We start from the raw sequence: 20110 nt of genomic DNA on the forward strand, positions 1-20110 counted from the left end.
AAGCGCGTTATGGCTGAAGTCAGAAATCAAAAAGGAATCAGTCGTCAGATTTTATTGATCACACTTTGGCTAACGCTGCTGATGTTGGTGGTGAAAGTGGGTGCAGCTTGGGCAACGAGATCTTTAGCGATCGTGGCGGAATCGCTGCATACGGTGATCGATGGTTTTAGTACGGTTCTGAGCCTGATCGCAATCTCGGCTCCAAATCGTCAGACCGGGCGGGAAGTCTGGGGACACGGACGATTAGAAACGGGACTCGCTCTATTACTGGTGGCATTGCTGGGATTTGCGGGATTGAGTTTACTGAGTGTGGCAGTTGGACAACTCGCGATCGATCCCGCTTTGCGAACGGTTCCCGCGACTCGGATGCGGTTGTCAGTGATTGGCTTACTCGGAGTCGTTTATGCTGCCAGTCTTGGACTTGCATTATTTGAGCGGAAAGTTTCGCGATCGCTCGATAGTTCTGTTTTGAAATTAAACGCCCGTCACATTCTTCAGGATGCTTGGCTCACAGCGTTTTTACTCGTTGGACTGTTCGGAATGTGGGCGGGCTATGCGTGGTTTGACTCATTTTTGACGATCGTCATGGTGCTGACGGCTGGATTAAGCTGCTGGCGTGTGTTGAATTGGCAGCTACCGTTGATGGTGCGACAAGTCGCGATCGCGCCTGAAGCAATTGGTCAGATCGTGCGACAGATTCAGGGCGTGACGCAGTGTTATGAAGTGCGATCGCGGGGAATTGTCGGACGGCAGGTGTTTGTCGAAATGCGCGTGATCGTGCATCCCGAATTTCTAGGGGCAAGTGACTGGATCGTTGAGGAGATTGAAGGAGCGATTCGCGATCGATATGGTCCGGTGCAGGTGATGATTTTTATCGAGGAAGCACAGGATGAATTGCAGCATCCTTTTGAGCAGATGCGATCGGATCAGTCGAGTCGTGAAATCGATTGGAGTTAGAGGGTCTTTGAATCGGTATGGAGAGCTTCTTCGCTTCGATTGCATCCCGCCCTGAAATGAATTTCGGGCTAATCGGCGAAAGTCTACTGAAGTAGACTTAGAGTAACTTTCAAGCTCTTAGTCCATTTTTAATGGACTTGCGCCAATTAGCCCGAAATTCTATTTCAGGGCGGGATGTGGCATTGACGACAAAAATTCAAACATTCTCCTAAACCACGATCGACGATTCCGCCAATTGTTGCGCTTCTTCCTGCGCTTTTAACTCGTCCAAATCGTGCCACACCTGCCGCATCAGTTCTTCTAATCCAAAGCGTGACACGGCGGAAATCTTAAATACTTTAGTTCCGCTGAGTTGTTCGAGTTCAGACACGATCGCGTTCACTTCTTCGCTCTCTGGATCGATCGCATCGAGTTTGTTAATCGCGAGAATTTGCAGTCGATCGCTTAATCCACGTCCATACGCATCCAATTCGCTCTGAATCGTTTGATAATCTGCGATCGGATCTTCCGCAGTCGCATCTACTAGATGCAATAACAATCGAGTCCGCTCCACATGGCGCAAGAAATCATGTCCAAGTCCAATTCCCATGTGTGCGCCTTCGATTAATCCTGGAATATCCGCAAATACGGTTCCATCTCCGGTCGGTTTCCGCACGACTCCTAGGTTTGGAACCAGCGTTGTAAACGGATAATTCGCGATCTTGGGACGTGCCGCAGATAGAGCAGAAATCAGAGTAGATTTGCCTGCATTCGGTAAGCCAATAATTCCAACTTCCGCTAACAGTTTGAGTTCGAGACGAAGCGATTTTGCTTCTCCGGGCTGTCCTGGAAACGCATTTTCCGGCGCACGATTTCGATTACTCAAGAAACAATGATTGCCGAGTCCACCCCGACCGCCTTCTGCAACTTTCAGAGTCTGACCATTCTCAGTCAAATCTCCGATGATTTCGTCGGTTTCGGCATCATAGATCACGGTTCCGCAAGGCACTTCAATCATGCGATCGCTTCCCGATGCTCCAGTGCAATTACTCGATCCGCCTTTCTGACCGTTATCGGCTTTGAACAACCGCATATAGCGAAAATCGAGCAGCGTTTGCAGATTCTCATTCGCTTTGAGAATTACCGAGCCGCCCCGTCCACCATTTCCGCCATTCGGTCCACCCGCAGGCACGTACTTTTCCCGACGGAACGACACCATACCATCGCCACCATCGCCCGCTTGAACTTGAATTTCTGCTTGATCAATAAATTGCATCGCTTTGCGCTGATTCCCACTGCTTTATGTTAGAGAATTTTGAGGTCGATCGACAGTCACACTTTATCAATCGACTGGTGTACACACAACAAAATTTTATTCTGAGACGCACGAAAAACTTCGATCGAACGCCCGTCGCCTCAGAAATTCATTGCCGTCGAGATAGGCGACAATACTCGATATCGGCTAAAATCACGGCACTTGTTCCCCTATATTGACTTCTTATGCCTAACCGTGCGCTACTCCTGGTCAATCGCAATGCTCGTAAAGGTCATGAGCAGCTAGAAGCAGCCATTCACCAGCTAGAAACTTTGGGATTTGAGCTGGTTGAGGCTCCGATCGACCGTCCAACACAGTTACCGCAAACGATTCGAGAATATCGCGATCGCGTTAATCTCGTCATTGTTGGCGGCGGCGATGGAACCCTTAATGCAGCCGTTGAAGGATTGGTCGAAACTGGATTACCGCTCGGAATTTTGCCGCTTGGAACCGCGAATGATTTAGCCAGAACGCTTGGACTTCCAGCAACCTTGCTCGAAGCCTGTCAAGTGATTGCAAACGGTAAAATTCAAAAAATTGACCTCGGTTGGGTAAATGGTAAGTATTTTTTCAATGTTGCCAGCTTAGGATTGAGTGTGCAGATTACACGCGGACTCACGAAAAGCGCAAAGAAGCGATGGGGAGTGTTAGCGTATGCGGCAACTGCAATACAGGTTTTGTGGAAGTCGCGACGATTTAAAGCGGAGATTGTGTGTGATGGTCGATCGCAGAAAGTGAAAACCGTTCAAATTGCAGTTGGGAATGGTCGCTACTACGGGGGCGGAATGGCAGTCGCGGAAGATGCCGCGATCGATGATCAACGGCTCGATCTCTACAGTCTCGAAATTGATCATTGGTGGCAAATGGCGTTAGCGCTTCCTGCCTTGCGCCGGGGAACTCATACGCAATCTCGCTGGATTCAATCTTGGCAGGGGAAAGAAATTTTCGTCTATGTGCCAAAATCCAAAGCCATTAACACCGATGGCGAAATCACAACTACCACTCCCGCGCATTTTAAGGTTGTTCCGAAAGTGCTTTCTGTGCTGGTTCCTTAGTGGGATTGAGGCTTTGGAGATATAAGCTACCAACTGTGATCAAGAAGCTGAAATATGCGATCGCTTCGAGCCAATACAAGCGATCGACATAGCCAAATAAAGTATGTAAAATCACACCCGGAAATTGTTTCTGAGGCAGCACTTTAGAAGCATCCCAAATCAAGCCACCGAGAAAGCAAGAACTCGGCTCAGAAACACAGAGATTCGCAAACTCAGAATTTAACTGAGACAAGATTGCTAAGCTTTTATCAAAATGGGCTAACACCCCAATTACTAAGCCCGAAACAATCAACAGCAAGAACACTCCCATCACTTGGAAGAACTGTTTCAGATTGATTTTCACACCCAGCTTGAAGAGTAGAATTCCAATCACGATCGCGCCTGTCAATCCGCCTATTGCACCAATCACAGGCGACGAACCTTGCTGAAACTGTGCGGCAATAAACACCACCGTTTCAAATCCTTCGCGTAGGACAGCAAAGAAGATTAGTCCAAACACTCCCCAGCCTGCATTCGTTTGCATGGCTTGATCGATTTCGCGTTCGACTTCGCCCTTGAGCGATTTTGCTTGTTTGGTCATCCAGATCAGCATCCAACTGAGAAGCGCGATCGCAATCAATCCAAAGATCGCTTCAAGCAGCGGTTTGAATACAGGTGCATAGAGATGATTAGAAGCATCTAAACTGCCCAACGTCCAGATAAACACAATTCCTACAGCAACACTAGCGACAATTCCCGCTGCAATGCCGCCATAAACCCAGGAATTGAGATTCGATCGACCTGCCTTGCTCAAATACGCTAGGACAATTCCGACGACTAGCGCAGCTTCTACCCCTTCTCGTAGCGTAATCACAAATGTCGAAAGCATAACCCGTACATTGAAAAACTATTGACCATTTTAGAGCGTGTTTTAGAATCTCTCGCTTCGTTCGCTCCCGCCCCGGAATAGAATTCGGGGCTAACAGTGCGAAGTCCTTTGAAAAGGACTGAAGAGATTGCGTTTGGCTTTTAGTCCCCTTCAGTGGACTTCGTTTTGTTAGCCCCGAATTCCATTCCGGGGCGAGTCAGCAACGCAGCGAGAAGGCTTTAAAACACATCCTAGAGCGATCGAGCTGTCAGGCAGCAAATTCCTAACTTAAGAGTGAAGTCCTTGAATCGAATTTTGTTCAGGATAAGCAAGGGCGGGTTTTTGGTATTGCGATATGAACAGTTACGATTTCATTCTGATTGGTGCGGGACATAATAGCTTAGTGTGTGCTGCTTATTTGTTAAAAGCAGGCTACAAAGTCTTGCTACTCGAAAAAAATGCGTTTCCGGGTGGAGCAGCGACGACAGAGCCATTGATGCCAGACGTGGTATCAGGATTTAAGTACAGTCCTTGCGCGATCAACCATCTTTTTATTCATCTTGGTCCGGTTGTGCGCGAATTAGAACTCGAAAAATATGGCTTAGAGTATCTTTGGTGCGATCATGTGGTGTTCTGTCCGCATCCTGACGGCAAGTATTTCTTCGCTCATCGATCGGTGGAAAAAACTTGTGAAGAAATTGCTCGATACAGTCCGCGTGATGCCGAGAAGTATGCCGAGTTTATTGATTTCTGGCAGCGAGTGATTGGATTCCTGACTCCGACATTTAATGCACCGCCGAAATCGATCATCGATATTGTCAGCAACTATGATGTTGCTAAGATCAAAGATTTCTTCTCGTTAGTCGGTTCTGCGGATGAAACTTTGGATTTTGTTCGATCGATGTTCACAAGCCCGATCGACATTATTGATGAGTACTTTGATTCAGAATTCCTCAAAGCTCCGTTAGCTCGACTTTCTGCCGAACTCAGTACACCTCCTTCACAAAAGAATATGGCAGTGGGTTCGATCATGATGGCGATGCGGCATAATCCGGGAATGGCACGTCCTAAAGGAGGAACGGGCGCACTGGTCGATGCTTTAGTGCGATGTGTGAAAGATTTGGGCGGCGAGATTAAAACGGATTCACCCGTGAAAAGCCTGCTCATCGATGACAATCAAGCCGAAGGAGTTCGACTGACCAATGGTCAGGAATATCGTGCAGAACGGGGTGTGATTTCGAGTTTGGATGCTCAGCGATTGTTCTTGCATTTAGTTGATCCGAGTGATGTAGACAAGGCTGATCCGAAATTACGCGATCGAGTGGCTAGACGCATTACTAACCACAATGAAGCCATTCTAAAAATCGATTGCGCCTTGTCTGAAGCACCCAAATTTATTCATCACAATCATCAGGACGAATATCTTATTGGATCAGTGCTCATTGCTGATTCGGTGACTCAGGTTGAACTCGCACACACTGATCCGAACATTGGTCGAATTCCGATCGATGATCCATCGATGTATGCGGTCGTTCCAACGATGCGCGATCCGTCACTGGCTCCAGAAGGTCAGCATGTTCTCTGGATTGAATATTTTGTGCCTTATCAAATTGCAGGCGCTGAAGGAACCGGACTCAAAGGAACAGGCTGGACAGAAGAACTAAAAAATCAAGTCGCAGACAAAGTTCTCGATAAGCTGGCGGACTATGCTCCGAATGTGAAATCATCGATTTTGGCGCGAAAACTTGAAAGTCCGCCTGAACTCGAAGAACGGATCGGAGTTCTCAAAGGAAACTACTATCACTTAGATATGACCTTTGATCAAATGATGTTTTTCCGACCGTTACCAGAGCTTGCGAACTATAAAACCCCGATCGAGAATCTTTATCTCACGGGAGCCGGAACCCATCCGGGCGGTTCGATCTCTGGAATGCCCGGACGGAACTGTGCACGAGTGATTTTACAACAAGAGCGATCGCTGTCTCATGCGCTATCAAATGCAGGTGATTCGATCAAATCTGCCGCACAATCACTGTTTCGCATTGCGGATTAATTTCTAAATGGCAGCGTGACTGTAAAAGTACTTCCGCGATTCGGGGTACTTTCAACAGTGATGCTGCCACCGCAAGCTGAGACTAACTGCTGCACGATCGCGAGTCCCATTCCAGTCCCAGGAATCGTTTCAACATTCGAGCCGCGATACAACGGCGTGAAGATTAATTCTCGATCGCGTTCTGCAATTCCAATGCCCTGATCCCGAATCTCAAAAATCATCTCATCTAAATTGCAAGTCACACTGAAATGCACAATGCTTCCACGATTAGAGTACTTCACGGCATTGTTCAGCAAGTTCACGAGAATTTGCCGCAAGATCATTTCGTCGAACTCAATGATCGAATTTACAGATTGATGCGTGAAACGAATATTAGCATTGCAATTCAGTTGTTCGACTTCAAAAATTAGCGCAGTGCAAAATGCTGGGAGATCAATCCAGCTTGATCTGAACGAAAGATTTCCAGATTGACAGCGACAGAAAAGAGAAGTTCGATCGAGAAACTCTGCCATTCGTTGCACTGAATTTCGCGCTAGAGATAAATGATCAAGTTTTTGAAGCGATCGCTCCGATAGTTCTTCTTGCTCTATCAACTCAATCCAGTCGAGCGTGATTAACATCGTACTTAGCGGCGTTCGCAGTTCGTGATCGACTGTATGCAGAAGCTCAATTTGTTTTTGATTGTGATTTAATTGCTGAGCTAATTTAATTTGCGTTTGATGCTGATGCAGCGTTCCACGAATTGCGGTATCGAGCACTGTTTCTTGATAAGGATTCGTGAGATGAGGAAAATCAACAGAAAGGTTCATCTGCTGATTTTCTGGATTGAAACAGAGTAACGGCAACTCAGCCGACTCGATCGCGTCAACTGTTTCACTTTCGATGACTTGGTGATCGAGCAATACAATATCAGGCTGTTCAATCTCGATGACGGTCGATAAATTTTCTCGTGCCACGATCGTTTTATAACCCAAACGCCGCAAGCGATACTTCAAATCGAGGCTGATCCAAGACTCTTTTGCAATGACCAAAACTTTGACGATCGACATACAATCTAAATCCGTCTGGTTCGCGCCCCTCAGCATACAAAAAAATGCGCCTCTTATTTGTCGAAGATGATGCCGAATTCGCTCAACAACTCAGTCGAATTCTCAAACAACATTACACAGTGGACATGGCGACAGATGGCGAAACTGCTTGGGAATGGTTGCAACTTGTAAACTATGATGCGGTCATTCTGGATGTAATGTTGCCAAAACTGAACGGTGTCCAACTTTGTCAACGAATTCGAGCCGCAGGACAACAAATTCCGATTTTATTGCTCACAGGGCAAAGTACGATCGACGATCGCATCGTTGGACTCGATGCCGGAGCCGATGATTATCTCATCAAACCTGTGGGATTTCAGGAGGTTCTAGCGCGGTTAAGAGCTTTGTTGCGTCGTTCACCGACAATCTCGCCATCCCGGTTGGAATGGGGAAATCTTCAGCTTGATCCGGAGCGACATCGAGCCACATTTGAAGGAAAAACGATCGCGCTGACATTAAAAGAATATTTATTACTGAAGCTATTTTTGCGGCGCGGGGATTGGGTGCACAAACACACAGCAATCTTAGAGCAGCTTTGGAATCTCGATTGTGATTTACCCAGTGAAGAGGCGGTTCGAGCGCATGTCAAAGGATTGCGTCGAAAGCTTAAAGCAGTCGGAGCCGGAGAATTGATTGAGACAGTGTATGGGGTCGGATATCGTCTTAATTCGGCTTATCTCACTCCAGCGCGATCGCAACAAGCAACCGTGTTGATTGTTTCAGAACCAGAAAATGCGGCACTGATGACACAGCTTTTAGAACCTTGTGGACTCTCGATCGCAGTGTCGATCGAGCCTGCCGCATTGCTCAAAACGCTCGATTTGACTCAACCGAATTTACTCATTCTGGCGGCGGACGCGGTTGGATTGAGTCGAATGATGTTGTGTCAAGTGGTGAGACGCGATCGACGCTGGAATTGGTTACCGATCGTGTTAGTGATGGCAACGACTGATCCAGAAGTAATCAATCAAGGATTTGCAGCGGGAGCCGATGATTTTATACATGATCCCGTAATCCCAACTGAATTGACAAATCGAGTGTTGAATCGACTAGAACGGGTGCGACAGTTGCACAAACGATTCCATGCAGGCTAAATCATCGATCGACGTTGTGCAATCACATACAAATTGGCAGCAAATTGATTTAACAACCAGGTTTTTTCTGCTAGATGATTCAATCGATAAATCTGGCTCAACATTGGAGTTAACACTCGCGCAAACGTCGAACCTGATGTGTAGCCGAACGATGCAAACGAAGGCAGCACTTGATGATAGCCAGATTGCACTGGCACAAATCCGGTGTGCAGCAACATCCGACGAATTTCTGACAGAGAATACAATCGCTGATGAGGTGCCACTTTAAAGAAATTGCGATTGAGAAATTCTGTGTAGGATAAGTGATTGGGCAAAAAAGTAATAATCAAATACCCATCTGGCTTGATCGTGCGGTAAAGCTCTTTCAGCGATTCAAAATCATTCGCAACATGTTCTAGAACGCCGCTACTAATCACCACATCGAAGTAATTATCCTCATACGGCAATTGATACGGATGCGTCAGTTGCGAGTAAATCAAGTTCGATCGCTCAGCGAAGATGCCAAAGTCCCCTTCAGCAATATCACAGCCATGAATCTCGATCGCTTCATCTGCAAGCTGCGATCGAATCATAAATGCCGTCTCAGCACTCTTACAGCCCCAATCTAGAAATCGGTGCTGCCCTTCTAGATACGGTTTGAACAGATCAAACGCTTCAATCCGCCGTTGCAGCATCGGAAACGATTCGAGATTTTCGGGCAAATCCAAAGATTTCGATCGAGCTTCCTCTTGATAAAGCTGAACTAGTTTCTGGCTGAGTTGCATAAGTTGAGGGGTGAAAGTTTCAAAGATCGCTTCACTACGATTAGAGCAAGCTTCGCTGATCCACATCTTCCAAATGGTAGAAGTACGGTTATTACGACTAATGAGCAATTTGCAAATTTTGACAAGTTTCTGTTACATTAGTTTACAGAAAGAAACAGAACGTTACAGGAGGTTCCAATGGTCATTCTGATTAGTCTTTTTGTCGTTGGCTGGGTGGCGGTTGCTCTGTTGGGTTCGATGACGTATTTTCTCGGCGAACAAAGCAAGCCGATCCATGCGCGAAACTGGCGATCGGAGTCTTTTGAGAAGCTTGCAGAATCGATTACTGGAACCTCGATCGATTTTGGCACTCGCGTTCCTGCATTTGATGTGACAGATGCGTATGCGAGCATGAACCTGCCGACGAAATAAGTTTGAATGTCTTGACTACTCTCTTCTAGGCTTGCCCTTTGCGACGATCGCAAAGGGTTTTTTATGCCTATCTACTGCTGTCTCCAGCGTCGAGCAAAATCATCCAGCACCGACTTCGGAATCTGACTTTGTAACCATTTCAAAGCCGCATCTTGATGTGCCGCTCCTCGATAAGACTTACATACATTGACTAAATCGAGCGAGGCTGGAAACGTGGGCGAAGTCGGATTTGGAGTCGGAGTTGGAGTGGGCTTCGTGGCTTGCAGTGCCGCCCAAGTTGCTGCGCCAACAATACCATCCGCTGCTAAATTCTTCGATCGCTGAAATGCAATGACTTGAGCCTTGGTTTTCGGACCAAAATCACCGTCAGGCGTTCCGATATCAAAGCCTTGCGATTCTAGTAACGTTTGCATCTCTTGAACAACATTCCCTTCAAAGCCTTGTCTTAATGGAATGCGACCTTTTAACAGCTTTTGTAACCCATCCAAATCGCCATTAAATTGGTTTAAATCGACGTTGCCTGCAATCCCGCGTAACGTGCCCGATTCAGAATATTGGTGAAATGTCCAACGGCTCCAAGTCGCAGGAAGGTAAGGCGATCGTGTTCCAAAATTCGCTACCCACAGCGGATACTCAGAAAATTGCTTCGGATTGCCTAACTTATCTTCCCAAAACACCGGAAACGTATAGAGAATCGGTTTTCGTCCGGTTTTAGCTTCAACGATATTTAACCATTGCAGAGCACGATCGATCACCGTTGCCGCGCTTAATCCATCATCGATTTCGAGATCGAGTACCGCAGGCAGATCGAACGCCTCGATCGTTTGTACAGTTTGTAAAAAGTTATTTGCCTGAGTCGCCGGATCGCGACCGGGGCGGAAAAAGTGATACGCACCTCGGACGATTCCAACCGATCGCATTCCTGACCAGTTCCGCGTAAATTTGTCGTCTCGGCTGGTTGCTCCCTCGGTCGCTTTCGCGAATCCGTAGAAGACACCTTGACTGGCGACCGTTGCCCAATCGACATTTTCCTGATAAGCCGAAATATCTATCCCTAAAAGAGCCATAATTCAAACCTTGAAATTTTGCTAGTAGGTACACATTCACGATCGCGGATCGGGATTCCCCAAGTTTGTCAAAGATTACCCGCACAGACGATTAAATTGCTTGAGCGATTCGCTCACTTAAAATTCGATTTCCACTCGGACTGAGGTGAATATGATCGCGGTAAAGGGTCTGTGGGTCAGATGATTTGAAAATGCTGAGGAAATCGAGAAATTGAATCTGCTCGGTTTGCGTCATCTCGGTTAAACGCTGACGAGCTGTGATTTCGTAATCCCGCGATCCGGTGGTTAATTCTCGTAACAGTGGAGTTATTGTTAAGACGAACTTTGCGTTGTTTTGGTTCGCAATGTCCCGGATTTGCCGAATTGCGTCTAGATTGATCCCGACTCGATCGCCGCCTTCCGCTTGAATTTGTGTTAATTCAGCGGGCAGTTTCGGAGCGGGTAAAAGATAGCGATCGAGCACTTCCCAAATGGCGCTTGGCGGTTTGCGATCGGGATAATTGCGATCGCGTCCGACTCCTAATGCAGTTGGAGGTGTGCCAAATAAATCATCGGTGTTAATCACTAAGACAATCACATCCGCGTGAAATGTCCCAAATCGTTTGAGGTACGCAAGCTCATTTCGAGGCGACCAGGAATTCGCAGACGCATTTAGGACTTCCAAATGATTGTTTGAGCGGGCGATCAATTCAGAAACAGTATCTTTTTGATCCGTCCACCATCCGCCATTGATAATCGAATCGCCAATCATCAGAACGCGCTTGGTGCTCGGTTTTGGGGTGAATTTGGGCGATCGCATTGCGTATTCATTGATTTCGATGCGGTTGCCGAATCGTTTGACCGATTGATTTGGAGCCAGCAAATAGCCGATTTCAGCATCACCTAAATAAAGGAGCGGATTGCCAAAACCGAACAAAATTCTAAGGGTGAGTTCTAGGAGAATGAGCGCGATCGAGAGAATGACGATCGCGATTCCGATCCAATTCATCCGGGGTCTGAGTAATTTTCCTTACCATATTGACCGCTATTGACTGAATTGATGCAGAAATTCTCCAAGGTCGAAATCATTACTTTGGCTTATCAGGGTCAAAAGATAAAATAATGCTTGAGAAAGAAGGGGGATCAAAAATTCCTGATTAGCCTGGATGTAGAGTCACCAAGTCGTTATGTTGGAGTGCAAATTATGTCAGACCTGAATCGCGGCATTATGAAATTTGACGGTGCAGATAAGCCGATCGTCGTTGGAGCTTCTGCCACCTTGATTTTAGGGAGTATTGCTGTGCTGATTTTATGGGCACTGAAATCCGCATATCTGCTCGGTTAAGCTATGGTTTACTCAAAGATTGAGAGCTTACAGTCCGTAGGCTCTTTTTTAGTACAGAAAGTAAGTCTTGTAACGATTGAAATCAATTGATCTTCAGCCCCCTTTAGTGGGCTTCGCATCGTTAGCCCACTAAAGGGGGCTGAATGGGTCCGAAGCGAAGAGACTGATCGAACTCACAGCAAATTAAAACAAAAAAGCGATCGCGGTTCATGCGATCGCTTTTCTCTTTCAATCAAACATTAAACCGTCGTAATGTCCTTCTCTTTCTCTGCCAAAACCTTTTCAACTTCAGCAATATACTTATCAGTCAACTTCTGAATTTTCTCCTGAGTGTCACGAGCTTGGTCTTCAGAAATTTCCTTATCTTTCTCTTGTTTCTTCACCGCATCGACTCCATCGCGCCGAATATTTCGGATCGAAACCTTTCCCGCCTCCGCATACTTCGCCGCCAACTTGACCAATTCCTTGCGTCGATCGCTCGTCAGCGGTGGAATATTCAACCGAATCGATTGACCGTCATTATTCGGCGTTAAACCGATATCAGATAGCGAAATCGCCTTCTCGATCGAGTTCATCGCGCTGCGATCGTACGGTTGAATTTGAATCGTGGTCGAATCCGGAGTAGAAATATTTGCCAACTGTTTCAGCGGCGTTTCTGTACCGTAATACTCAACGGTGATCTTGTCGAGCAAACTTGAATTTGCACGACCCGTCCGGATTGTATTGAAATCCCGGCGAACTGCATCGATCGCCTTTTTCATATGGTCTTCAACATCAGCAAACTTCACAAAAACCTCCGACAATGGTTCCGATAGATTCTCCTGTGACTGCCCGCTTCACATTTCCGCGCACAGACAAGTCAAATACGATTATGGGGATATCGTTATCTTTGCACAATGCGATCGCTGTGCTGTCCATCACCTGCAAATCCTGCATTAAAACGTGCGAGTAAGTTAAACTCTGGAACCGTTTCGCCTCTGGATTTTTCTTCGGATCAGAATCGTACACCCCATCTACCTTTGTAGCTTTAAACAGTACTTCTGCATTAATCTCAGCGGCTCGTAAAGCAGCGGTCGTGTCTGTTGTAAAGAACGGATTCCCTGAACCCGCACCAAAGACCACCACTCTGCCTTTTTCCAAATGCCGAATCGCTCGACGGCGGATATACGGTTCCGCCACTTCTTGCATCGCGATCGCGGTTTGGACTCTAGTTTGAATGCCGATTTGCTCTAGCGCATCTTGCAGCGTCATGGCGTTCATCACTGTGGCAATCATCCCAATATAGTCAGCGGTGGCGCGTTCCATGCCTGCGGCTGCACCCTTAATTCCCCGGAAAATATTTCCACCGCCGACCACGATCGCGACTTGAATTCCTTCGTTCACGAGTTCTGCCACTTCTTCAGCAATGCCATGAACGACGGCAGGATCAATCCCATACGATAGCTCTCCCATCAGAGCTTCGCCGCTAAGTTTGAGCAGAATCCGCCGATACGTGACTCCCATGTATTTTTTTGTCGATAGTTGTTTCCAACTAAAGATAGCAGTTGATCGGAATTTTGTGACTGTTTTGGCGATCGAGTCCCAACTTTTTTACACTTGTGCAAACTCTAAAATAAACTGGGCAGTGAGTTCAGGTTTTTCAAGATGGGGAACGTGTCCGCATTGGTCGATCCAGATTAATTTGCTGTTTGCGATCGCGCTTTCAAACCGTGCTGCATCTTTCGTTCCAAGGATTTGATCCGAATCGCCCCAAAGAATCAATGTCGGGCAAGAAACCGCAGAAATTCGATTGCTCAAAAAGTTATAGCCACCACTTTTTGTAAAAGCAATTAAAGCCTCATTCCAGCGAGAAAGTTTTAAGTGCAAAGCCGCACAGAGTTCTGCATCTTGAGTGACGAAGCTTGGATCACAGTAAGCTTTGAGGCTGACACTTCTCCGTACATTCGGTTTTCTAAGAAATTCGGTTGCGAGATAGCCTAAAGGCGGAATGAGAAATTTACCGATCGCAGGTCCCGCTGCAAAGCCTGCACTATCGAGTAACACAAGTTTTGCGACTGCATCAGGATGTGAGAGGGTGAAATCGATCGCGGCTGCCCCTCCCATGGATGCCCCGACTAGAATCACAGGTTGAGCAATCTTCTCTTTCCAAAAATCATAGAGGTGAGTTTTGATCGCGTCTGGACTAAATGGAAGGCTCTTCGGTCGATCGGTAAATCCAAATCCTAGTAAATCGACAATCCAAGTATCGTGACGCTCTGCAAGCTTGGGTAACAATCGCCGAAATTCAAACACTGAACTATCGAAGCCGTGAAGTAAAAGAATTGGAGTGCCGCCTGTGCCTTGATGCACATAGGCGGTTTCGACGGGTTCTAGGCTGATCGAGGTTGAAATGGGCGATCGACGAATTTCACGAGCGAGCGCGATCGACGTTTCTTCAGTGAGTTGAGCAACTTCAGACGGTAAAAAGCTTTCAAACATTATCAATACAAGGTGTGCGGCTTCTGAATCATTGTAAAACGATGTTTGCGCTTACCTTGCAACCGTGGACTGAATCAGCTTTGTTCTCAGCATTTATTGAATTACTGATTGGGAAATTTACATTTAACTTCGATTTTAAAGTACCCTTCGCTTGTTGCTTCAGCTAGAAAGGGAATGCCCGTTTTACCACCAATTTTTAAGCCGAATTTTAAGTTGACTTCCTCGATGTGCTCTGTGCTGAAGTTTTTGAAAGCTCCGATCCCACAGAACTGATTCGCGATCGACTTGATGCAGACGGCAACCAAAGCTCTGTATACTCAAGCTAGAACATCGTGAAACTTCGAGCAATGGCTGAAATTCTAACTTGGGAGCAAATAACCCAAAGATTTCAAGGAGAGTGGCTTCTCATTGTAGAAGCTGAACTTGATGAACAGATGGGAATCATTCAAGGTCAAGTCCTAGCTCATTCTTCAAACCAAGATGACATCTACAACGCACTCCCACTGAGACAAGGACGCTCAGCCTCGATCGAATACGTTGGCGAAATGCCAGAAGATCTTGCCTTTATCCTATCCTATGAGTTCACGAGTCATCTACCCACTTCAGCGATCGGGAAACCTTCTCTTTCTTAGAGCCAGCGTTAGCGGAACAAACAATGACTCAATCAGAGTTCGCCTTCTCGTTGATACAGGCTCTCTAGCTACACAACTCTCCCGCTCAAAGTTTTAGAAGATTTAGGCTATGTCCCAAGCACTGCTACAACTCAAATCTCAATCATGACGGCTGGAGGGATGAATCGCGCACCAAGCCTTCCGGTTTTAGCATTTAACTGTCTGGGTCAAACTTTTACTGACTTGTCGATCGTTGTACTCAACCTCCCTTTTAGTCCATTAATGAGTGGACTACTTGGCATGGATGTCCTTTCTCAGATTGGTGCAATTCTCGACATTCAAAAGGCAGAAATTACCCTAATGCGTTCATAGCGGAGTCTACCACTTTCGCCACCACCCCACAATTGACAACCCTGAATAATCGAGAAGCGCGGCTTAAGATTGGTAAATCGAGCGAATTGACCATTGGATAGAGGAGCAAGACGCGATCGCTATCTAATATAGTTCGGCTAGATTAATAAATTGCTTCAGATCGCAATTGGAGAAATCACGATGAAATATCGCAAGCTAGGCAGTAGTGATCTTAACGCTTCGGAGATCATTCTTGGATCTTGGTTAACTTATGGCGGGGGTGTAGAACGCCAAAATGCAGAAGCCTGCATTCACAAAGCGTTTGATGTTGGAATTAACTTTATCGATACGGCGAATGTGTACGCACGCGGCGCAGCGGAATCGCTTTTAGGAGAAGTATTGCAGGGTGTCGATCGCGCTTCTTACATTTTGGCAACGAAGGTTTACTTTCCGATGTCAGATGTCGATCGAGGTTTATCCGCCGCACAAATTCACAAACAGATTGATGCTTCCCTTCAGCGATTAAAAACCGATTACGTCGATCTGTATCAATGCCATCGCTATGATACGAACACACCGCTAGAAGAAACAATGGAAGCTTTGACCGAAGTTGTACGTCAAGGAAAAGCTCGATACATTGGTTTTAGTGAGTGGAACCCGTCACAAATTCAAGCGGCTTTGAATCTGCCGAATGTTGAGAAGTTTGTGTCGAGTCAGCCTCAGTATTCGATGTTATGGCGCAAACCGGAAGCTGAAGTGTTTCCGCTGTGTGCGGCAAACGGGATTGGTCAGATTGTTTGGTCTCCGCTGGCTCAAGGGGTGTTAACTGGAAAGTACAAACCGGGTGAAGCGATTCCGAAAGATTCTCGTGCAGCAAATGATCAAATGAACGGATTTATGAATGATTTGCTCAACGATCGCATTTTAACCGCAGTTCAGGATTTGAAGCCGATCGCTGGAGAGTTAAACATCTCAATGGCGCAGCTTGCTCTGGCGTGGGTGCTTCGAGATGAGCGGGTTACAGGTGCAATCATTGGCGCGAGCCGTCCAGAACAAATCGTTGATAATGCTGCGGCTTCGGAGGTGACATTGAGCGAAGCGGAGTTGAAGGAAATCGATCGTATTCTTGAGCCAGCTCTATCTTCTGCATTGTCTCACTAATCAAATTCAAATAGAGCAGGTACAAGTTCTACCTGCTCTAAAATTATTACTAGTATCGGATTGAACCAAAAAGGATTGCAGTTTTACTTAGTTTGTTAAAACAAACTAATGATTAATTACCATCAAATAAAACTATTGTTAATTTGCTACTTAGACGACAAATTGCTAGCGCGTGAGTAAATTACTGTTTGGGCATTCCTAGACATAAACATTTGACCTTATGACTGATATCTTAGTAAGCCAGACCGCGACGATTCCGACTCGTCAGCGGTCCACTTGGTATTTTCCTCTTACCTCTGGGTATGATCCAGTTCCTGCTTCGATGATTAGTAAGCGCTATACGCTACTAGATGCAGAAGCTAAAGTGAAAGACCCCAGTTTGTACCTACTTGAATCAACGATTAATCGTCGTTCCAATCATTCATTAGCAGGTCTGCCTGTCGTTGCTCAATGGGATATTGTTGCAGATGATGCTCTAAATCAACTGGTTCAATCCCAACTTCAGAAGGCTCAAGTTGCAACTCAGGCGCTTCGCCGAATTCCATTAGAAACCAGAATTCAAATCTTGCAAGATTTTGGTACAAAGCTCCGAGCACAGTACGCAAAATGGCGTACTTTGACTGTGCAGGAATCTTACGCCTACAATGCCTTCTTAGCAAGCCTTGACGCAGTGCTTGAAACCTTTCAATCTAATTACTTCGACTTGATTAGCAATGTACTACAGCCAATCTCAAAGCTGGGATGCAATGCTCGGCTAGAACATGTACCGCAAGGGGTCATCGGAGTCATCAGCCCGCAGAACTCTTCATTTCCAATGTTGACCCAAATTTTGCATGGAGCCTTTCTATCGGGCAATGCGTTGCTGATTAAGCCTCCACATCGATTAGCGATCGTGGCTCTGGCATTAGTAGATGAGTTCAACCAAGTGTTAAAGGATTGGGAGATGCCGAATCATTTGGTCAGCACCGTTGTGCATCCCAATCATCAGAGCATTCTCGATTCATGGTTGGGATTAAAGGGCGGCAGTCGAATTGATAATCTAGTCTTTATCGGTAATTCAAAGCGCCGTTCTGAAATCATTCAGTCCTGTCAGCAAGCAGGAATCTACAACCCGATTATTGAGCTAGAGGGAGTAGATTCTGCTTATGTGCATCATGATTTAACTCCTGAGCAACTCAGCAGAACAGCGTGCTTGCTTGCCTATGCTAAGAATGCAGCTTCAGGACAATTCTGCATCAGTTTGAAGCGATTGTATGTTCATCCTGATGTCTACGAACCCTTGATGACAGCATTACGAACTGAATTCCAGCGCTATAGACCAGGTTCACTGCGAGAAGATGATCCTTACGTTCTAGGTCCTTCTTCACTCCCGCACAAACTGCCAAGTATTGTTGATGCCTTTGAAGCAGCAGGAGCAACGACGACTGTGGGTGGACGACGATTGAACTATCAAGGGCAACCTGACCCTGATGGAATTTACATTGAGCCAACCTTATTTGAGGGTGTTGATCCGACGAGTGAGTTACTAAAGGAGGAAATTTTTGCGAATGTGCTTCCCGTTGTGAAGACAAATGGCAACTTGGCAGACACGATCGAGCACATGAATCAGTGCCCATTTGGTCTGAGAGGAACTGTTTTTGCTCAGGATAAGGAGGTCATTGAAGAGATGCGTCATCGGCTGAATGTTGGCACAGTGGTGATTAATGGGAACCCGCTGGACTTTAGCATTCAGATTGCTGGCGGGCGAGGAGCTTCGACTTTAGATCAACATGCTCGAATTTGGGCGATCGATTTGTCGCTGCGACAGGTTGTGACCGGAGATCGAGGAATTAGAGATTTGGCAGACATTCTGCAGATTCCTGAAGTACTCCCATTACTAGAGCACAAGGTTATAGCAGCAGATCTGCTCTAACTGATTACTCTAGTCCATGACTTTTACCAATTACCCAATGTCGCTTGAAGAATCGCGCCAAACTGGACTCCTCCAGCGATAGATAGATCGGGCGACCATGCGGACAGGTGCGCGGATTGCGGGTTTTCTGCCATCGATCGATTAAACTTTGCATTTCGTCGATCGACAATGGAACCCCATTCCGAATCGCACTTCGACAAGCGACTGCCACCTGTGCCGCCTGCAAATCTCCACCTAAACTCAGTTCGATCAAGGCATCTCTACAGTCTTCCCGTTGCGCCAAAAGTTCAGGAGTCGATCGCACTGCCCACAATTGCTCACCAAATGGATCAACTTCGATCCCAACCCGTTGCAGTTGTTCGACTTGAGAAATCGATAGTTGATTTAGCACGATCGCAGGTTCAAGTGGGATGATTTGCCAGCGATCGCTAATCTCTTCAAACAAGATTCGCTCATGTGCGATATGTTGCTCAATCAGCCACATTCCTGATGAATGTTCTGCCAGAATGTAGCGATTGTGAACTTGAGTCAGTGCTTTGAGAAATGAAAACTCAGGTTCAGGCACAATTTCACGCTGCACATGATAGCCAGCATCCGATTCAGCAGCTTTGATCAATTGGCTCACTTGTGAAGTGTAAAGACCTTCAGGAACAGTCTCAGGATTGATTCGGAGGGCTTGAGCGATCGCAGTTTTCACCTGCTCTTTCCATTCATCCAAATTATGCAAATACACTTCCGCTTTTGCAGGATGGCGATTCCAATCAATATGTTCGGGTGCAAGTTGCAGATGGATTAAACAGATGGGATGTCGATCGCGGGGTAATGTTCTACGAAATGCTCCTAAAATCGTTTGTTCTAGCTCTGGAAACTGCACAAACCGACCATTCACAGCAACTTTCACCCAATCGGGTCGATGTCGATGAGCGCGATCGGGCAATCCTAGTACTAAAGAAATTGCAGCCGATTGAAGCTCGGCTAGATCTTCAATTCGCACATCTTTCAACAGTTGCGGTAGTAAATCTTTCGCAGAGTTCCCCGCCCAGAGATTGAACCATAATCGATCGTTTTGATACACCTGCCAAGTAATTCGCGGGTGAGCTAATGCAATCTGATAGATGGTTTGCTGAACGGCTTTTAATTGTTGCGAAGTCGAAGGTAAACCCTCGCGTCTCGCTTCCCAGGTTTCAAATAAGCGATCGACAATCACGATCGTTCCAGGCGCGATCGCAACCGATTCCACTTGATCCGCTTCTCCATCCGTTCGATAAGTCACTTTCCAGCCCGGTTCTAAAGCTGTTCGACTAAGAATCTCTAAGTTTGAGAGTTGCGCTAAACTGTGCAGCGCTTCCCCTCGAAATCCCAAGCTGTGAATTTGGAAGAGATCAGCGCGATCGCGAATCTTGCTCGTACTATGCGGCTGTGCAGCTTTCCGCAAATCGTCTAAACTGATTCCTGCGCCATTGTCCGCGACTCTGATCCGCCATTGATCCGCCCATACAGAAACGGTGATCCGAGTGGCTCCGGCATCGATCGCATTTTCAACGAGTTCGCGCACGACTGCCGCAAGTGAATCGATCACTTCTCCGGCAGCGATTAAATGAACAACGTCGATCGGTAGTGGCTGTATCTGATGTCCCATCCTT

The 20110-nt window shown here is 46.5% G+C and carries 20 protein-coding genes and 1 pseudogene; 10 read left to right on the plus strand and 11 right to left on the minus strand.

Annotation, left to right across the window (positions count from 1 at the left end; genetic code table 11):
• Positions 1-9 precede the first annotated feature (9 nt).
• Entirely contained in the window at positions 10-957 is a 948-nt protein-coding gene (locus NIES2104_RS05185; protein WP_058996401.1) for a cation diffusion facilitator family transporter, read from the plus strand.
• A 208-nt stretch (positions 958-1165) separates the two neighbouring features.
• Here NIES2104_RS05185 and obgE read toward each other — a convergent pair whose 3' ends face one another.
• Positions 1166-2212, minus strand: a complete 1047-nt coding sequence (obgE, locus tag NIES2104_RS05190; protein ID WP_058996403.1) for a GTPase ObgE — start codon at positions 2210-2212, stop codon at positions 1166-1168.
• A 224-nt stretch (positions 2213-2436) separates the two neighbouring features.
• On the opposite strand from obgE, the gene NIES2104_RS05195 reads away from it, so the two are divergent.
• A complete protein-coding gene (locus NIES2104_RS05195) occupies positions 2437-3306 on the plus strand; it encodes a lipid kinase (RefSeq protein ID WP_058996405.1) in 870 nt (289 codons plus the stop codon).
• Here NIES2104_RS05195 and NIES2104_RS05200 read toward each other — a convergent pair.
• Positions 3266-4174, minus strand: coding sequence for an FTR1 family protein (locus NIES2104_RS05200; protein WP_058996407.1), 909 nt, complete (start codon positions 4172-4174; stop codon positions 3266-3268). The genes NIES2104_RS05195 and NIES2104_RS05200 overlap by 41 nt on opposite strands.
• A 334-nt stretch (positions 4175-4508) precedes the next feature.
• Here NIES2104_RS05200 and crtO point away from each other — a divergent pair, with 334 nt between their 5' ends.
• The gene (crtO, locus tag NIES2104_RS05205) at positions 4509-6206 is read left to right on the plus strand and encodes a beta-carotene ketolase CrtO (RefSeq protein ID WP_058996409.1); all 1698 of its coding nucleotides are present in this window, start codon (positions 4509-4511) and stop codon (positions 6204-6206) included.
• Here crtO and NIES2104_RS05210 read toward each other — a convergent pair.
• A complete protein-coding gene (locus tag NIES2104_RS05210) occupies positions 6203-7255 on the minus strand; it encodes a hybrid sensor histidine kinase/response regulator (protein ID WP_058996411.1) in 1053 nt (350 codons plus the stop codon). The two genes, crtO and NIES2104_RS05210, sit on opposite strands and share 4 nt — an antisense overlap.
• A gap of 44 nt (positions 7256-7299) precedes the next feature.
• On the opposite strand from NIES2104_RS05210, the gene NIES2104_RS30715 reads away from it, so the two are divergent.
• Entirely contained in the window at positions 7300-8388 is a 1089-nt protein-coding gene (locus tag NIES2104_RS30715; protein ID WP_072218028.1) for a response regulator, read from the plus strand.
• On the opposite strand, the gene NIES2104_RS05220 is transcribed toward NIES2104_RS30715, so the two are convergent.
• A complete protein-coding gene (locus NIES2104_RS05220) occupies positions 8385-9152 on the minus strand; it encodes a bifunctional 2-polyprenyl-6-hydroxyphenol methylase/3-demethylubiquinol 3-O-methyltransferase UbiG (protein WP_192843561.1) in 768 nt (255 codons plus the stop codon). The genes NIES2104_RS30715 and NIES2104_RS05220 overlap by 4 nt on opposite strands.
• A 177-nt stretch (positions 9153-9329) precedes the next feature.
• Here NIES2104_RS05220 and NIES2104_RS05225 point away from each other — a divergent pair, with 177 nt between their 5' ends.
• Entirely contained in the window at positions 9330-9563 is a 234-nt protein-coding gene (locus tag NIES2104_RS05225; RefSeq protein WP_058996416.1) for a photosystem II protein, Psb35-related, read from the plus strand.
• 71 nt (positions 9564-9634) lie between these two features.
• On the opposite strand, the gene NIES2104_RS05230 is transcribed toward NIES2104_RS05225, so the two are convergent.
• Entirely contained in the window at positions 9635-10630 is a 996-nt protein-coding gene (locus tag NIES2104_RS05230; protein WP_058996418.1) for a GH25 family lysozyme, read from the minus strand.
• A gap of 91 nt (positions 10631-10721) precedes the next feature.
• On the minus strand, positions 10722-11618 hold the full coding sequence (locus NIES2104_RS05235; protein ID WP_058996421.1) for an SGNH/GDSL hydrolase family protein: 897 nt from the start codon (positions 11616-11618) through the stop codon (positions 10722-10724).
• A gap of 195 nt (positions 11619-11813) precedes the next feature.
• Here NIES2104_RS05235 and NIES2104_RS32210 point away from each other — a divergent pair, with 195 nt between their 5' ends.
• Positions 11814-11954, plus strand: a complete 141-nt coding sequence (locus NIES2104_RS32210) for a hypothetical protein (protein WP_058996422.1) — start codon at positions 11814-11816, stop codon at positions 11952-11954.
• Between the two features lie 239 nt (positions 11955-12193).
• Here NIES2104_RS32210 and frr read toward each other — a convergent pair whose 3' ends face one another.
• The 4 genes from frr to NIES2104_RS33785 form a co-directional block, all read right to left on the minus strand.
• Positions 12194-12715, minus strand: coding sequence for a ribosome recycling factor (frr, locus tag NIES2104_RS05245; protein WP_370561218.1), 522 nt, complete (start codon positions 12713-12715; stop codon positions 12194-12196).
• Positions 12716-12728: 13 nt separating this feature from the next.
• Positions 12729-13457 (minus strand): UMP kinase, encoded by a 729-nt coding sequence (gene pyrH / locus NIES2104_RS05250; protein ID WP_058996426.1) that lies wholly within the window; start codon positions 13455-13457, stop codon positions 12729-12731.
• Positions 13458-13544: 87 nt separating this feature from the next.
• Positions 13545-14432: an alpha/beta fold hydrolase gene (locus NIES2104_RS05255; protein ID WP_058996428.1), complete on the minus strand. Its 888-nt coding sequence runs from the start codon at positions 14430-14432 to the stop codon at positions 13545-13547.
• 101 nt (positions 14433-14533) lie between these two features.
• Positions 14534-14737, minus strand: a complete 204-nt coding sequence (locus NIES2104_RS33785) for a CU044_2847 family protein (RefSeq protein WP_058996430.1) — start codon at positions 14735-14737, stop codon at positions 14534-14536.
• A gap of 42 nt (positions 14738-14779) precedes the next feature.
• On the opposite strand from NIES2104_RS33785, the gene NIES2104_RS05265 reads away from it, so the two are divergent.
• From NIES2104_RS05265 to NIES2104_RS05280, 4 genes and pseudogenes are all read left to right on the plus strand, one after another.
• Complete coding sequence (locus NIES2104_RS05265) at positions 14780-15064, plus strand: hypothetical protein (protein WP_058996432.1); 285 nt, start codon at positions 14780-14782, stop codon at positions 15062-15064.
• A gap of 75 nt (positions 15065-15139) precedes the next feature.
• Positions 15140-15415, plus strand: a pseudogene (locus NIES2104_RS31250) (hypothetical protein); the annotation flags it as partial.
• Between the two features lie 180 nt (positions 15416-15595).
• Positions 15596-16555 carry an aldo/keto reductase family protein gene (locus NIES2104_RS05275; RefSeq protein WP_059001573.1) on the plus strand — a complete coding sequence of 320 codons (960 nt, stop codon included), beginning with the start codon at positions 15596-15598 and terminating at the stop codon, positions 16553-16555.
• 220 nt (positions 16556-16775) lie between these two features.
• Positions 16776-18467, plus strand: a complete 1692-nt coding sequence (locus tag NIES2104_RS05280) for an aldehyde dehydrogenase family protein (RefSeq protein WP_058996436.1) — start codon at positions 16776-16778, stop codon at positions 18465-18467.
• Between the two features lie 4 nt (positions 18468-18471).
• Here the strand turns inward: NIES2104_RS05280 and mutL are convergent, their stop codons facing one another.
• Positions 18472-20106, minus strand: a complete 1635-nt coding sequence (gene mutL / locus NIES2104_RS05285) for a DNA mismatch repair endonuclease MutL (protein WP_058996437.1) — start codon at positions 20104-20106, stop codon at positions 18472-18474.
• Positions 20107-20110: the final 4 nt, after the last annotated feature.

Origin of the sequence: Leptolyngbya sp. NIES-2104 (genome assembly GCF_001485215.1) — a bacterium.
GTDB lineage: Bacteria > Cyanobacteriota > Cyanobacteriia > Leptolyngbyales > Leptolyngbyaceae > Leptolyngbya.

Coding starts and splice junctions, on each gene's coding strand:
- NIES2104_RS05185 (WP_058996401.1), top strand. CDS start 10: ATGGCTGAAGTCAGAAATCAAAAAGGAATCAGTCGTCAGATTTTATTG.
- obgE (WP_058996403.1), bottom strand. CDS start 2,212: ATGCAATTTATTGATCAAGCAGAAATTCAAGTTCAAGCGGGCGATGGT.
- NIES2104_RS05195 (WP_058996405.1), top strand. CDS start 2,437: ATGCCTAACCGTGCGCTACTCCTGGTCAATCGCAATGCTCGTAAAGGT.
- NIES2104_RS05200 (WP_058996407.1), bottom strand. CDS start 4,174: ATGCTTTCGACATTTGTGATTACGCTACGAGAAGGGGTAGAAGCTGCG.
- crtO (WP_058996409.1), top strand. CDS start 4,509: ATGAACAGTTACGATTTCATTCTGATTGGTGCGGGACATAATAGCTTA.
- NIES2104_RS05210 (WP_058996411.1), bottom strand. CDS start 7,255: ATGTCGATCGTCAAAGTTTTGGTCATTGCAAAAGAGTCTTGGATCAGC.
- NIES2104_RS30715 (WP_072218028.1), top strand. CDS start 7,300: ATGCGCCTCTTATTTGTCGAAGATGATGCCGAATTCGCTCAACAACTC.
- NIES2104_RS05220 (WP_192843561.1), bottom strand. CDS start 9,152: ATGCAACTCAGCCAGAAACTAGTTCAGCTTTATCAAGAGGAAGCTCGA.
- NIES2104_RS05225 (WP_058996416.1), top strand. CDS start 9,330: ATGGTCATTCTGATTAGTCTTTTTGTCGTTGGCTGGGTGGCGGTTGCT.
- NIES2104_RS05230 (WP_058996418.1), bottom strand. CDS start 10,630: ATGGCTCTTTTAGGGATAGATATTTCGGCTTATCAGGAAAATGTCGAT.
- NIES2104_RS05235 (WP_058996421.1), bottom strand. CDS start 11,618: ATGAATTGGATCGGAATCGCGATCGTCATTCTCTCGATCGCGCTCATT.
- NIES2104_RS32210 (WP_058996422.1), top strand. CDS start 11,814: ATGTCAGACCTGAATCGCGGCATTATGAAATTTGACGGTGCAGATAAG.
- frr (WP_370561218.1), bottom strand. CDS start 12,715: ATGAAAAAGGCGATCGATGCAGTTCGCCGGGATTTCAATACAATCCGG.
- pyrH (WP_058996426.1), bottom strand. CDS start 13,457: ATGGGAGTCACGTATCGGCGGATTCTGCTCAAACTTAGCGGCGAAGCT.
- NIES2104_RS05255 (WP_058996428.1), bottom strand. CDS start 14,432: ATGTTTGAAAGCTTTTTACCGTCTGAAGTTGCTCAACTCACTGAAGAA.
- NIES2104_RS05265 (WP_058996432.1), top strand. CDS start 14,780: ATGGCTGAAATTCTAACTTGGGAGCAAATAACCCAAAGATTTCAAGGA.
- NIES2104_RS05275 (WP_059001573.1), top strand. CDS start 15,596: ATGAAATATCGCAAGCTAGGCAGTAGTGATCTTAACGCTTCGGAGATC.
- NIES2104_RS05280 (WP_058996436.1), top strand. CDS start 16,776: ATGACTGATATCTTAGTAAGCCAGACCGCGACGATTCCGACTCGTCAG.
- mutL (WP_058996437.1), bottom strand. CDS start 20,106: ATGGGACATCAGATACAGCCACTACCGATCGACGTTGTTCATTTAATC.